The organism is Rhizobium sp. BT04, from assembly GCF_030053135.1.
Lineage (GTDB): Bacteria > Pseudomonadota > Alphaproteobacteria > Rhizobiales > Rhizobiaceae > Rhizobium > Rhizobium binxianense.
On sequence record NZ_CP125652.1, the window covers coordinates 2687628 to 2700998 of the forward strand.

Sequence of the window (13371 nt, forward strand, 5' to 3'; positions counted from 1 at the left end):
ATCGAGCTTATCCTACGAATGCAATTTTCAGAATGGCGAAGAGACAGAGGCCGGCGATCAGGATCGCAAAGAAGGTGTTCAGCATCAGAAGCGCGATCTTGCCGAACTCGCCATGCACGTAATCCTCGATGATGACCTGCATGCCGAGCTTCATGTGGATGACGCCGGAGATCACCATCAGCCCCATGACGACGGCGACGAAGGGGTTCGACAGGGCGCGAACCACATCCGCATAGGGCGCGCCGGCATAGGCGAGCATGAAGAAGAGGAAGAAGAGGATGAGCGGAACATTGGCGACAGCCGTCAGCCGCTGACGCCAGAAATGGTCCGTGCCGTCCTTGGCGGAGCCGAGCCCGCGAACCTTGCCGAGGGGGGTGCGCATATCCATGAGAGGACCTTCAGAAGCGAATGAGGAAGCCGATCACCCAGACCAGCACGGTCAGACAGAGCGACCCGATGACATTGGCGATGGCGAGCTTGGTCGAGAATTCCTTCTCGAAGCCGTAGCCGAGATCCCACATGAAATGGCGGAAACCACCGAGCATGTGGTGCAGCAGCGCCCAGGTATAACCAAGCAGCACGAGCTTGCCGAGAAGGCTGCCGAGCACCCAGTTCGCCCAGTCATAGGAGCCCTGGCCGCTGGCCGCCGCGATCAGCCACCAGGCGACCAGCAGCGTGCCGACATAAAGCGCCCCACCGGTAATCCGGTGGACGATGGACATGACCATGGTGGGAATAGGTTTGTAAATTTGCAAATGCGGCGACAGGGGCCGGTTATTTGTCACGTTCGCCATCAGAACCTCGCGGCGGCTTCTCTGCGCTCCCGGATTTCGGAGCATGCTCAGTCAACCACACGAATGACAAAATCCTCTGTGTGCGTTGCATCAATTGCGACGTTTAATCACCGGAAACGCCGACGACAAGCACAATCGCTGTCTGCTTCTAATTTAATCGATTCGGGTTGCCGGGAAGTTTGCCGGCATGAGCAACTCCAGGAAAATGCGAAGCGGTTTTCCCAGACCAGGTGCGACGCCATTTTGCCGGCACTTGGCTAAAAACAAACGATTAGAAGATTCTGCGCCTTCACAAGAAACTGAACCCCCCTTCATAAAACTGACCTTTTACGCTCAATATTTATCTCGTTCTTTCCCGGCACATGGACAAGCTCCGGCTTTTGGCGCAATCTGGCGTTAACGATTTGTTTACGACTGGATTTTCGGAGGCCGGCGCCCATGTTTCGCAGTCTGTCCGTCGTCACCCTGATTGCCCTGTCCGCGCTTGTCGCACTTCCGGCCGCCGCCGGCGAGCGCCGCCATGATCGCTTTCCCGGCCATCGCCACACCTTCCACAACGGATTGCTGCTCGGCGAACGCGCAAGCTGGCGAGATCGCGGCATCCGTGTCGACCACGCTTTCGGCCACCGATCCGGTAGGGGGATGCCGATGCTGACACGGTTTTCCTCGCCGGCGACACATCGCTTGGGCCGCGGCAATCTCATCATCGTCACAGGCGCGGCGCCGACTGGCGACGACGGCACCTATGCCGGCTCTTCCTATGCCTATCAGGTCGATGGCGGAACTTATGTCGGCGGCTACGGCTACTACGCGGCGGCACAGCCCGAGCCGCAGGCCCCGAAGGCGAAGGTCATCGATGTCGCCGTCCAGGACGATCCTTGCGCCTACGAGGCCAATGTCTGCGTCATCCGGCCTTAGAGTATTTTAGGAACCGGAGCCGAACCGCCACACCGTCGTCTTCTTGATTTCGCTATCCTCCAGCGCCCGCGTCACCGGCACCTCATAGGCTGCGCAGAATTTCAGCCGATCTTTCGGCAGATAGCTGCGGCCGGGATCACCGACCAGCACCGGCTTGCCCTCGGTCGCCAGCCTGGCGAACCAGGGAACGAGCGCATCGGCGAACGCGCGGTCGTAAAACACGTCGCCGGCAAGCACGATATCCGCATCGATCGCCTGCCCGATCAGATCGGCGCCGGTAAATCCGAGAGGAACGCCATTCGCCTCGGCATTCAGCCGGACCGCGGCTCCCGCCCAGGGATCGATATCACAGGCCGTGACCTCCCGGGCGCCGGCCATGACAGCCGCAATGCCGACGAGGCCGGAGCCGCTGGCGAAATCGAGCACGCGTTTGCCGCGCACCGTTTCCGGGTGATCGAGGATGTAGCGCGCCAGCCCCTGCCCGCCCGCCCAGGCGAAAGCCCAGAAGGGCGGCGGCAGGCCGATCGCCTCCAGCTCCTCCTCCGTCTTCAGCCACAGCTCATGCGCCTCGCTTGCCAGATGGAGCGAAATCTCCGGCACGTGCGGCGGCGCCATCACGCTGGTATTGGCGCGGATGAAGGCTTGCGGATCGGTTTTCAACGCGGCGGATTGTCCAGCCCGCCCATGCGGCAGACTTCGAGATATTCCTCCTCGGTCACCGGCTGCACCGACAGCCGCATCGAGGTGACGAGCGCCATCTTGGCAAGCTTCTCGCTCGCCTTGACATCCTTCAGCGTCACCGGTCTCGGCATGTCCATGACGGCGCGGATATCGACGCAATCCCACTTCGGATCATCCTTGGCGGTGGAATCGGGATGCGACAGCGCCGCGACTTCGACGATGCCGACGACCTCCAGCCCGTCATTGGAATGATAGAAGAAGCCTTTGTCGCCGATCTGCATTGCCCGCATGTTGTTGCGCGCCAGATAGTTGCGGACACCGGTCCATTCCGTGCCCTTTTCGCCGGCGGCCTTCTGCTGCTCCCAGGACCAGGAGGCGGGCTCGGATTTATAAAGCCAGTGCGCCATGCTCACGCCTCCGGCTTGTTGAAGACCCAGTTGTAGGCCTTGACCTCGACGCTTTCGAACAGCCCGGCCTTGGCGTAAGGGTCGGCATCGGCAAGCGCACGCGCCGCCTCCTTCGATTCCGCTTCGACGATGATCAGGCTGCCGCAGGCCTTGCCCTCGTCATCCAGAAACGGGCCGGCGATCTTCAACGTGCCCTCGGCATTCAGCCCGTTCAGATAGTCAATATGTGTCGGACGCGTCTCCATGCGCACGTTCAGATGTCCCGGCTTGTCCTTGCAGAGAAGGGCGAAAAGCATGTCTGTCTCCTATTCGGTGGTGATCGGGCGCGTCATCAGCTGCTCGATCGCCTCTGATATATCGAGCCTGCCGTCGATGATCGCGGAAACGGCATCGGTGATTGGCATGCTGACCTTCAATTCCGCCGCAAGCCGCGCGGCGATGGAAGCGGCAAACGCGCCTTCCACCAGTGCGCCCTGCAGCGGATCGGTCTTGTCACCGCGCCCGAGCGCGATGCCGAAGCGCAGGTTTCGCGATTGATGGCTCGTCGCCGTCAGCACCAGATCGCCGAGACCGGAAAGCCCGCGCACCGTATCCGCCTGGCCGCCCTTGGCGACGACGAAACGCGACATTTCCGCAAGCCCGCGCGCAATCAGCGCCGCACGCGCGGAATCGCCGATGCCGCGGCCTTCGACGATACCGCAGGCGATCGCCAGCACATTCTTGAGCGCGCCGCCGAGCTGCACGCCGATCCGGTCGTTGGAAGCATAGAGCCGGAAGGTCCGGCCCGATATCGCCTGAGCGAGCCGCTCCGCGGTCTCGATGTCATCAGCCGCGATCGCCATCGCCGTCGGCAGGCCTTTGGCGATATCGGCGGCAAAACCCGGGCCCGAGAGCACGGCGACGGAATGGTCCGGCAGTTCCCGTTCCAACATGTCGGTCAGAAGATTGCCCGTCGCCCGCTCGATGCCCTTGGCGCAGGTGACGACCACAGCATCCTTGGCAAGATAGGGGCCATATTGCCGCGCCGCATCGGCCTGCGCCTGCGACGGCATCGCAAAAAGCACGATGGAGGCGCCGGTGATCGCATCCGCCTCGGCGGAAAATTCCAGCGTATCGGGCAGAGAAATGCCGGGCAGCACAGCATCATGCAGCCGTTCGCTCTTCAGATCTTCCATCAGTGCCGGATTACGCCCGACGAGCGTCACGGCGCTGCGGCCGGCAAGGGCGATGACGGCGGCGAGCGCCGTGCCGAAAGCCCCCGATCCGACAACGGCGATGTTTTCGCTCATGCCTTGGCCCCTCTTTTTCCGAAACCGACCAGCGTCTCCGCCCTGGAATCAAGCGGCCAGCGCGAGCGCGGCTGCACGTCGAGCGTATCAGGCGCCGCACCTGTGGCCATCCGCTCCAGTCCTGCCCAGGCGATCATTACGGCATTGTCGGTGCAGAGATGCAGCGGCGGCGCGACGAAACGGAAGCCGTTCTTGTCGCACAGCGCCTGCAATGTGGCGCGCAGTTCGAGATTGGCGGCGACACCGCCGGCAACGACGAGCGCCGGCTCTTCGCCAGGAGCAGGGAATTCCGTCTTGAACCGCTGCAGACCGCGGCCGATACGGTCTTTCAGCGTCCGCGAAATCGCCTTCTGGAACGAGGCGCAGATATCCGCCACATCCTGATCGCTGAGCGGCGCGATATCCTGTGCCGCCTGCCGCACCGCCGTCTTCAGGCCGGAGAAGGAGAAGTCGAGCCTCGCCTCGCCAACCAGCGGCCGCGGGAAGTCGAAACGATCGGCATTGCCGTCGCGCGCCATCCGCTCCACCGCCGGTCCGCCGGGATAGGGCAGGCCGAGCAGCTTTGCCGTCTTGTCGAAGGCTTCACCCAGCGCATCGTCGATCGTCGTGCCCCAGCGCTCATATTGCCCGACGCCGCGCACCAGGATCAGCTGGGTATGGCCGCCCGAGACGAGCAGCATCAGATAGGGAAAGGCAAGCCCATCCGTCAGCCGCGCCGTCAGCGCATGGCCCTCGAGATGATTGACCGCATAAAGCGGCTTGCCGGCGGCTCTGGCAATCGCCTTGCCGGTCATCAGCCCCACCAGCAGCCCGCCGATCAGCCCCGGCCCGGAGGTGGCGGCAATGGCATCGACCTCGTCGAGCGACACATTGGCGCGCTTCAGCGCCTCCGCGATCAGCTCGTCCAGTGCCTCGACATGGGCGCGTGCGGCGATCTCGGGCACCACGCCGCCATAGGCGCTATGCTCGTCGAGCTGGGAAAGCACGACATCCGACAGCACGTTGGAATGCCCCTCCGCATCGCGCTCGACGACCGCGGCGGCGGTCTCGTCGCAGCTCGTTTCGATGCCAAGGATGCGCAGAAAGGGAACCATGAAGCCTGTTCGTTGATTGCGATGGGATGGAAACCCGTTTACGAGAACTCCGGTAACAACGGAATAGAGCGGATGCAAACAAAACCTTTCCGGATCGGCACGCGAGGCAGCCCGCTGGCCCTTGCCCAGGCGCACGAGGCTCGCGACAGGCTGATGGCGGCGCATCATCTGCCCGAGGAAATGTTCGAGATCATCGTGCTGACGACCAAGGGCGACCGCATCACCGACCGGTCGCTGGCCGAGATCGGCGGCAAGGGCCTGTTCACCGAGGAACTTGAACAGAAGCTTACCGCCGGCGAGCTGGATTTCGCCGTGCATTCCGCCAAGGACATGGCGACGAAGCTGCCCGAGGGGCTTTATCTCTCCGCCTACCTGCCACGCGAAGATATCCGCGACGCCGTCATCGGCCGCACCGCGCGCAAACTGATCGACCTGCCGCATGGCGCCACCGTCGGTTCCTCATCGCTCCGCCGCCAGGCGCTGATCCGCCGCATGCGGCCTGACATCAACGTCATCACCTTCCGCGGCCTTGTCGAAACCCGCCTGCGCAAGCTCGAAGAGGGCGAGGTGGATGCGACCCTGCTGGCGCTTGCCGGCCTGAAACGCCTCGGCAAGGTCGACGTACTGACCGATATCCTCGATCCCGACACCTTCCCGCCGGCGCCGGCGCAGGGGGCGATCTGCATCGAAAGCCGCATCGGCGATGCCAGGGTCGACGATCTGCTGGCGCCGGTCAACGACGCGCCGACTTTCGACACCGTCTCCTGCGAACGCGCCTTCCTCGCCGCACTCGACGGCTCCTGCCGCACGCCGATCGGCGGTTATGCTGTCTGCGAAGGCGACCTGATCCGGTTCTCCGGCCTCATCATCACGCCCGATGGCCGCAGCCAGCATGCGGTGACGACCGACGGCCACCGCCGCGATGCGGCCGCACTCGGCACCCGCGCCGGCCAGGACGTGCGCGCAAGGGCCGGCAGCGCGTTCTTCGACGACTGGCACTGACGCGGCCATGCGCGTGCTCGTCACCCGCCCCGCCCATTCGGCGACGACAACCGCACAACGTCTGCGCGATATGGGCCACGATCCGCTGCTGCTACCGCTGCGTTGGCCGGTCCATGACAGTGCCGCCGCCGCCGGCGCGCTTGCAACCACCAGCGGCGCAATCGCGGTGACCAGCGCCGAGGCCATCAGGGTCCTCTCCGCTCTCGGTGAGAAACTTCGTCCGCATCTTGCCCGCCCGCTTTTCGCGGTGGGGGAAACGACGGCGGAAGAAGCGCGCAGCCTCGGCTTCCGATCGGTCGCCTCATCCCAGGGCAACGGTCGTGATCTCGCCGATCTCGTCGCGGCGCATAAACCGGGCACGCTGCTCTACCTCGCTGGCACCCCGCGCGCCGAGACTTTTGAAGGAAGATTGCGCGAGCTCGGCATCCATTTTTCCGTCGCCGAATGCTACCGCATGCAGCCGGCCGCCCCCGATCCCGCCGAGATCGACGCGATCTTCGCTAACGGTTACCCGGACGCCATCCTCTTCTATTCCCGCCAGACGGCCGTGGATTTCTTTCGTCTGCCGGAGCCGTGGTCGGCCCTGCCGAAGCGCAGCGCAATTCGCCTCCTGTGCCTTAGCGAGGCGGTCGCGGAGGCCGTTCCGGGGGCGCTCCGAAAAAACGTAACGATTTCGCCGATGCCGGATGAGAAAAGCCTTTTGTCGCTGCTTTGAAGGCTTTAGAGCCTTTCCTGGTCAGATTGCAGCATTCTGCCGGAGCAGGTTTTCGTCAGGGCAGAGGCGATTGGCGAAGGGCATACCCCAAGGTACGTCCGAGCCGATCGCCTCTGATCCTGGCGCAAAGATGCCCGGCCCTTCGGGTTGGCTGAAACGGGCCGCCTGCTCGACCGGCCGGCTTGGCCGTAGAGCTGGGCTACGACGCGCGCCGGCCGGTCGAGCATCCGACTCCGTTTGAGCCAACAGAATGATTCAATCTGACCAGGAAAGGCTCTAACCGCCCAAATTTGATCTAACCTCTTCCCTTAACTGGCATCACTGTCTAGTTTCGTTGCAATGCAGAATAAAGAGGACCTCATGGTATCGGGAAACCCGCCACGCCATTCGAAGAGCGCCGACGAGCCGGTCACGATCGACCTCGATGCACAGGAATTCGCCGCTGCAGCCGATACCGAAAAACCGGTAGACAATGAAACCGCCGACGCCGACAGCACCGCTGCGGCCGATGTCGGCCTGCCGCCCGGAACCGAGACTGCGTCGCATGCCGAATATGAAGAGAAGCCTGCGATGGATGCGCCGGAGGAGGAACCGGCAGCTCCGGAACCTTCCTTCACCCCTCCTCCCGAACAGCCAGCGCCGAAGAACGCCGGCACCTCCGGTCTCATTGCCGCCGGCATCTTCGGCGGCCTCGTGGCGCTGCTTGGCGCCGGCGCTATCCAGTATGCCGGTTACCTCCCGGGCTCCTCCGCGCCGCAGACGACCTCGCCGGAGACGGCCGATCTTGCCGGCGAGATCGACGGCCTGAAACAGGCTGTCGCCAACCTTGCCGCCAATCCGGGGAGCGCGGATAATGGTGAGCTTGAGAAGCGCGTCGCTGCGCTGGAAACGGCAGCGAAGGCCCCCACAGTCGCCGCACCGGCCGATTCTGGTAACGTCGAGGCACTCAACCAGAAGATTGCGGAACTGACCGGTCAGGTCGATCAGCTGCGCTCGACGCTTGCCCAGTCATCCGAGCAGCAGACGACCAACGGCGCCGATATCGCCAAGCGCTTGGAAGAGGCCGAAAAGAAGCTGAACGAACCGCGCGAGGATGTCGCCGTCGCCAAGGCGATCGCCGCGGCCGCCCTCAAGGCGGCGATCGATCGCGGCGGCCCGTTCCTGGCCGAGCTCGATACCTTCGCCGGCGTCGCACCCGACGATCCGGCCGTCGCCGACCTTCGGGCCTTTGCCGAGACCGGCATTCCCTCGCGCACCGAACTCGTGCGGCAGGCTCCCGATGTCGCCACCGCGATCGTCGAAGCCGTCAACCAGCCGGATCCGAACCAGAGTTGGTCGGACCGGCTGATGTCGAGCGCAAAGTCGTTGGTAACAGTCCGTCCCGTCGGCAATATCGAGGGCGAAAGCGTCGAAGCGATCGCCGCCCGCATGGAGGAGAAGGTGAAGAACGGCGATCTGCCAGGCGCTTCCGCCGAATGGAACTCTTTGCCGGCCATAGGCAAGCAGGCATCCGCCGCTTTCAAGCAATCGCTCGAAGCGCGTATCCGCGTCGAGGAACTGGTCGGCGGGGCGCTGTCGAAAGCGGTGTCCGGCACCGGTAAGGAAGGGTGAGACCATGTTGATCCGTCTTGTCGTCTTCGCCCTCTTCGTGCTGCTTCTCGCCTATGGCTTCTCCTGGCTCGCCGATCGCCCCGGCGATCTCTCGCTGATCTGGGAGGGCAAGATCTATCAGACGAGGCTGATCGTCGCCGCCAGCGCCATCATCGCTCTGATCGCCGCCGTGATGATCGCCTGGTGGTTCGTCCGCCTGATCTGGACCTCGCCGCATTCGGTGACGCGTTATTTCCGCGCCCGCAAGCGCGACCGCGGCTATCAGGCACTGTCGACCGGCCTGATCGCCGCCGGCGCCGGCAATGCCCTGCTCGCCCGTAAGATGGCCGCCCGCTCGCGTGGCCTGATCCGCGCCGATCAGGAACCACTGATCAACCTGCTCGAGGCCCAGGCCGCCCTGATCGAGGGCCGCCATGACGAGGCACGCGCCAAATTCGAGGCCATGGCCAACGATCCCGAAACGCGCGAGCTCGGCCTGCGCGGCCTCTATCTGGAAGCCCGCCGGCTCGGGGCCAATGAAGCGGCCCGCCAATATGCCGAAAAGGCGGCCGATAACGCGCCCTATCTGCCCTGGGCCGCCCAGGCGACGCTCGAATATCGCAGCCAGGCCGGCCGTTGGGACGACGCGCTCCGCCTGCTCGAGCAGCAGAAGGCCGCCCGGGTCGTCGAAAAGCCTGAAGCCAACCGTCTGCACGCCGTCCTCCTGACGGCGCGCGCCGGCGAGAAGCTGGAAAGCAACCCGACGGGTGCCCGCGACGACGCCCTGCAGGCGCTGAAGCTTGCCGCCGATTTCATTCCGGCCGCCCTCATTGCCGCAAAGGCGCTGTTTCGCGAAGGCGGCGTGCGCAAGGCTGCCTCGATCCTCGAACAGGCATGGAAATCGGCACCGCATCCCGAGATCGGCCAGGCCTATGTCAGGGCGCGCAGCGGCGATTCCACGCTCGACCGGCTGAAACGTGCCGAACGGCTGGAGGGGCTGCGCCCGAACAATGTCGAATCCCTTCTCGTCGTCGCCCAGGCAGCACTCGACGCCCGGGAATTCGCAAGAGCCCGCGCCAAGGCGGAAGCGGCAGCCCGCATGCAGCCGCGTGAAGCCGCCTTCCTGCTGCTTGCCGATATCGAGGAAGCCGAAACCGGAGACCAGGGCCGTGTGCGCCACTGGCTGGCCCAGGCGCTCAAGGCGCCGCGCGATCCGGCCTGGGTGGCGGACGGCTTCGTCTCCGACACATGGCTGCCGGTGTCACCGGTGACCGGCCGCCTCGACGCCTTCGAGTGGAAGGCGCCCTTCGGCCAGATCGAGGGTCCGCTCGAAGACGGTGCGGCGCCTGCCACGATCGAAACCGCCTTGAAGACCCTGCCGCCGTTGCGCGACGTCAGGCCGGAAAGCCCGGTCAACGATCATCGCATCATCGAGCTGGAGCGCGCCGCGACGATTGCCGAGGCGGTGCGCCCGGCATCGACACCAGCAAAACAGAAGCCTGTCGAACCGGCCGTCGGCGATAAGGCACCTGCACCGAAAGAGGCAAAGCCTTTCTTTGGCGGACTGCCGGATGATCCCGGCGTTCGCGACCCCAGGGTGGAACCGGAACCCAAGACACGGCTCCGCCTTTTCTGAAATGGAATGAAAACCGTATGTTCGAACGCTTTCAGGCATTCTTCCAGAATCTCACTGCCGACCGTCCGAAGAAGGGTTTCGCGCCGGATGATGTGCGCATCACAGTGGCAGCGCTCTGCATGCAGGTCATGGAGGCCGACGGCCAGATCAAGGCCAGCGAAAAGAAGCGGCTGCGCAAGCTCCTGAAGGAGCAATATGCGCTCGACGGCAAACAGCTCGATGCTTTGATGGCCGCCGGCCTCGAAGCTGAAAGCTCGGCCGTCGACTATTATCGCTTCACCGCCGACCTGAAGCGCCATCTCAACACCGAGCAACGGCTGGAGCTGATCGGCATTCTCTGGGACATCGTCTATGCCGATGGCGAACGCAGCGAAATGGAAGACCATGTGATCTGGCGTATCGCTGATCTGCTCGGCGTATCCTCCCGCGAGCGCATCCAGAAGCGGCAGGAGGCCGCCGCCAGGGTGACTGATGTTCAGGTTGCGCAAGACGATGCCGACTGACCCAAGCGGGCCCCGCGACAAACGCCCGATCCTTATCGTCCTGCATCAGGAGCGGTCGAGCCCCGGCCGTGTCGGCCAATTGCTCGTCGAAAAGGGCTACCGCCTCGATATCCGTCGCCCGGTTCTCGGCGAGCCGCTTCCGACGACGCTCGAAGACCATGCCGGCGCCGTCGTCTTCGGCGGGCCGATGAGCGCCAATGATCCCGATGACTTCATCAAGAAGGAAATCGACTGGATCGACATTCCGCTGCGGGAAAAACGCCCCTATCTCGGTATCTGCCTCGGCGCGCAGATGCTGGTGCGTCAGCTCGGCGGCAAGGTGCAGTCGAACGCCGACGGCTCGACGGAAATCGGCTGGTATCCGCTGCACCCGACCGAGAAGGGCCGGCTGCTGATGCATTGGCCGAAGATGGTCTATCATTTCCACCGCGAGGGTTTCGAACTGCCGCACGGCGCCGATCTGCTGGCCGAAGGCGATGCCTACCCGAACCAGGCCTTCCGCTACGACGGCAATGCCTGGGGCCTGCAGTTCCATGCCGAACTCACCCGGGTGATGATGCACCGCTGGGTCGTGCATGGCGCCCATCGCTTCATTCTGCCGAACGCCCAGCAGGGCCGCGAACACCTCGAAGGCCGCATGCTGTTCGACGCGCCGCTGAGAGCCTGGCTGACCGAATTCCTCGATATCGTCTTCGAGGGCAAGGCGGCGAAGGCGACGTCTTCCGTCGCGCTACGCGCATAGTCTTTTGCCCAATCGATTTCCGACTATGCCGTCGGCGCGTCGAGCGCATCGATCCTGCGCAATTTGGGAAAACTCGAAGCCCAGATCGCCGCCACAGCAAGCGTTCCGATGCCGCCGATAACGACCGCCGGCACCGCGCCGAAGATCGATGCCATCGTGCCCGCCCTGAATTCCCCGAGTTCGTTCGAGGCGCCGACGAAAACCATGTTGACCGCATTGACGCGGCCGCGCAACTGATCCGGCGTCCAGAGCGCAATCAGGCTCTCGCGGACATAGACCGACACCATGTCGGCCGCCCCCATCAGCGCCAGCGCCGCGATCGAGACCTCCGTGTTGGTCGAGACGCCGAAGATGATCGTTCCGACGCCGAACAGGGCGACGCCGATGAACATGTAGACGCCGGCGCGATGTTTGAGCGGATAGGCGGCCAGGAAGATCGCCATGACGATGGCGCCCAGGCCGGGTGCGGCGCGCAGCAGTCCGAGCCCCCAGGGCCCGAGGGTAAGGATATCACGCGCAAAAATCGGCATCAGTGCCGTGGCCCCGCCGAGCAGCACGGCAAAGAGATCGAGCGAGATCGCCCCGAGCACCACCTTTTCGGCGCGGATGAAACTGAAGCCGCCGAGGATCATCGCCCAGCTCTTGGTCTCGCCGGTCGTCTTCTGCACCGGTTTCGGGATCATGTAGAGAAGGGCGGCACCGAGCATGGAAAAGATCACCGCCACCGTATAGGCGGTCGATGCACTGACACCGTAGAGCAGGCCACCGAGCACCGGCCCGGAGATTGCCGCGAGCTGCCAGGAGGACGAATTCCAGGCGATCGCATTGGAGAGTGCCTCCTCCGGCACGAGATTGGGCGCCAGCGACTGTACCGCCGGCGACATGAAGGCGCGCTCGATGCCGAAGATCAAAAGCACCGCGAAGACAGGCAACGGCGTAAAGCTTCCCATCAAAGTCATGACCAGCAGCGCCAGCGTGCAGAGTGCGCTCACCAGCGAGCAGAGGGCGGCGATCGCCCGGCGATTGTAGCGGTCGGCCACCGAACCGGTGACGAGGATAAGCAGCAGCGACGGCAGGAACTGCACGAGACCGATCAATCCGAGATAGATCGCGCTGCCCGTCTGATCGTACATCTGCCAGCCGACGGCGACGCTGACGATCTGCTGCGAGAAGGAAAGCAGGAAACGCGCGAAGAAGAACCGCGTGTAGGACGAATGCCGGAACGCGGCAAAACGGTCTCCGGTGGGCGAAAACGACATGGGTGTTTTCCGAGGAGACGGGCGCCGGAATAGCTGCAAAGCCGCCCGTTAAACATGATTCACCGTGCGTCTCCACACGGCACTTGCTCGTTTAGTCGCCAATGTCTACATGTCTGTCAACAACGAATTGGAGACGACGATGTTTGCGCTGTTTCAAACCATTGATTTGGCTTTGAATATTTACACCTGGATCCTGATTGGTAGCGCCATTTTTTCCTGGCTCTATGCGTTCAACGTTATCAATTCCAGCAATCAGTTCGTCAACTCGGTCGGCACGTTCCTCTATAACGTCACTGAACCGGTACTGAAGCCGATCCGCCGTTTTCTGCCGAACCTTGGCGGCATCGACATTTCGCCGATCATCCTGCTGCTGATTATCTTCTTCCTGCGCACCTTGCTTTGGACGACGCTGTACCCGCTGGTCGCTTGAGCCGTCCCTGGAGCCTTTTCGGTAATCAACTGCGCCTCGTCGTCCGGCTGACGCCGAATGGCGGGCGTGACGCGATCGATGGCATCGAGGTCGATGGCGAGGGCAAATCCCATCTGAAGGCGCGCGTCATATCCGTGCCGGAAAAGGGCAAGGCCAACAAGGCGCTGATCCTTCTCGTCGCCCAATCTCTCAGCATTCCCAAATCGTCCATCAGCCTCGTTGCCGGCGACACCGCGCGCAAAAAAATCCTCCGGATCGACGGCGACCCGGAGGATTTGGCAAAAAAACTCGAAGCACTTTTCGGCTGAACA

General features: G+C 63.5%; 17 protein-coding genes. 9 read left to right on the top strand and 8 right to left on the bottom strand.

Annotation, left to right across the window (positions count from 1 at the left end; all coding sequences use genetic code 11):
• Positions 1-7 precede the first annotated feature (7 nt).
• Both sdhD and sdhC read right to left on the bottom strand, forming a co-directional pair.
• Positions 8-388 (bottom strand): succinate dehydrogenase, hydrophobic membrane anchor protein, encoded by a 381-nt coding sequence (gene sdhD, locus QMO82_RS21550; protein ID WP_183608629.1) that lies wholly within the window; start codon positions 386-388, stop codon positions 8-10.
• Between the two features lie 10 nt (positions 389-398).
• Entirely contained in the window at positions 399-794 is a 396-nt protein-coding gene (gene sdhC / locus QMO82_RS21555; protein ID WP_003582820.1) for a succinate dehydrogenase, cytochrome b556 subunit, read from the bottom strand.
• A 438-nt stretch (positions 795-1232) separates the two neighbouring features.
• Between sdhC and QMO82_RS21560 the strand changes: the two genes are divergently transcribed.
• A complete protein-coding gene (locus tag QMO82_RS21560) occupies positions 1233-1712 on the top strand; it encodes a hypothetical protein (RefSeq protein ID WP_183608628.1) in 480 nt (159 codons plus the stop codon).
• A 6-nt stretch (positions 1713-1718) separates the two neighbouring features.
• Here QMO82_RS21560 and QMO82_RS21565 read toward each other — a convergent pair whose 3' ends face one another.
• Genes QMO82_RS21565 through tsaD form a run of 5 tightly spaced genes read right to left on the bottom strand, consistent with a single transcriptional unit; the run spans position 1719 to position 5183 of the window.
• Positions 1719-2372 carry a methyltransferase gene (locus QMO82_RS21565; RefSeq protein WP_183608627.1) on the bottom strand — a complete coding sequence of 218 codons (654 nt, stop codon included), beginning with the start codon at positions 2370-2372 and terminating at the stop codon, positions 1719-1721.
• The gene (locus tag QMO82_RS21570) at positions 2369-2800 is read right to left on the bottom strand and encodes an EVE domain-containing protein (protein WP_183608626.1); all 432 of its coding nucleotides are present in this window, start codon (positions 2798-2800) and stop codon (positions 2369-2371) included. The genes QMO82_RS21565 and QMO82_RS21570 overlap by 4 nt, the downstream gene beginning before the upstream one ends.
• Before the next feature lie 2 nt (positions 2801-2802).
• A complete protein-coding gene (locus QMO82_RS21575) occupies positions 2803-3096 on the bottom strand; it encodes a YciI-like protein (protein ID WP_183608625.1) in 294 nt (97 codons plus the stop codon).
• A gap of 9 nt (positions 3097-3105) precedes the next feature.
• Positions 3106-4089, bottom strand: a complete 984-nt coding sequence (locus tag QMO82_RS21580) for an NAD(P)H-dependent glycerol-3-phosphate dehydrogenase (RefSeq protein WP_183608624.1) — start codon at positions 4087-4089, stop codon at positions 3106-3108.
• Positions 4086-5183, bottom strand: a complete 1098-nt coding sequence (tsaD, locus tag QMO82_RS21585) for a tRNA (adenosine(37)-N6)-threonylcarbamoyltransferase complex transferase subunit TsaD (protein ID WP_183608623.1) — start codon at positions 5181-5183, stop codon at positions 4086-4088. Before tsaD ends, QMO82_RS21580 begins: the two co-directional genes overlap by 4 nt.
• 72 nt (positions 5184-5255) lie before the next feature.
• Between tsaD and hemC the strand changes: the two genes are divergently transcribed.
• From hemC to QMO82_RS21615, 6 genes are all read left to right on the top strand, one after another.
• Positions 5256-6185 carry a hydroxymethylbilane synthase gene (hemC, locus tag QMO82_RS21590; RefSeq protein ID WP_183608622.1) on the top strand — a complete coding sequence of 310 codons (930 nt, stop codon included), beginning with the start codon at positions 5256-5258 and terminating at the stop codon, positions 6183-6185.
• 7 nt (positions 6186-6192) lie between these two features.
• Positions 6193-6900 (top strand): uroporphyrinogen-III synthase, encoded by a 708-nt coding sequence (locus QMO82_RS21595; RefSeq protein WP_183608621.1) that lies wholly within the window; start codon positions 6193-6195, stop codon positions 6898-6900.
• 339 nt (positions 6901-7239) lie between these two features.
• Complete coding sequence (locus QMO82_RS21600) at positions 7240-8511, top strand: COG4223 family protein (protein ID WP_183608620.1); 1272 nt, start codon at positions 7240-7242, stop codon at positions 8509-8511.
• 4 nt (positions 8512-8515) lie between these two features.
• The gene (locus QMO82_RS21605) at positions 8516-10126 is read left to right on the top strand and encodes a heme biosynthesis protein HemY (protein WP_183608619.1); all 1611 of its coding nucleotides are present in this window, start codon (positions 8516-8518) and stop codon (positions 10124-10126) included.
• Between the two features lie 17 nt (positions 10127-10143).
• Positions 10144-10629: a TerB family tellurite resistance protein gene (locus tag QMO82_RS21610; RefSeq protein ID WP_183608618.1), complete on the top strand. Its 486-nt coding sequence runs from the start codon at positions 10144-10146 to the stop codon at positions 10627-10629.
• Positions 10607-11371, top strand: a complete 765-nt coding sequence (locus QMO82_RS21615; protein ID WP_246718341.1) for a glutamine amidotransferase — start codon at positions 10607-10609, stop codon at positions 11369-11371. Before QMO82_RS21610 ends, QMO82_RS21615 begins: the two co-directional genes overlap by 23 nt.
• Before the next feature lie 23 nt (positions 11372-11394).
• Here the strand turns inward: QMO82_RS21615 and QMO82_RS21620 are convergent, their stop codons facing one another.
• A complete protein-coding gene (locus QMO82_RS21620) occupies positions 11395-12630 on the bottom strand; it encodes an MFS transporter (protein WP_183608617.1) in 1236 nt (411 codons plus the stop codon).
• A 139-nt stretch (positions 12631-12769) separates the two neighbouring features.
• Between QMO82_RS21620 and QMO82_RS21625 the strand changes: the two genes are divergently transcribed.
• The gene (locus QMO82_RS21625) at positions 12770-13060 is read left to right on the top strand and encodes a YggT family protein (protein ID WP_245433086.1); all 291 of its coding nucleotides are present in this window, start codon (positions 12770-12772) and stop codon (positions 13058-13060) included.
• Positions 13057-13368, top strand: coding sequence for a DUF167 domain-containing protein (locus tag QMO82_RS21630; RefSeq protein ID WP_183608616.1), 312 nt, complete (start codon positions 13057-13059; stop codon positions 13366-13368). Before QMO82_RS21625 ends, QMO82_RS21630 begins: the two co-directional genes overlap by 4 nt.
• The last annotated feature ends 3 nt before the right edge of the window (positions 13369-13371 follow it).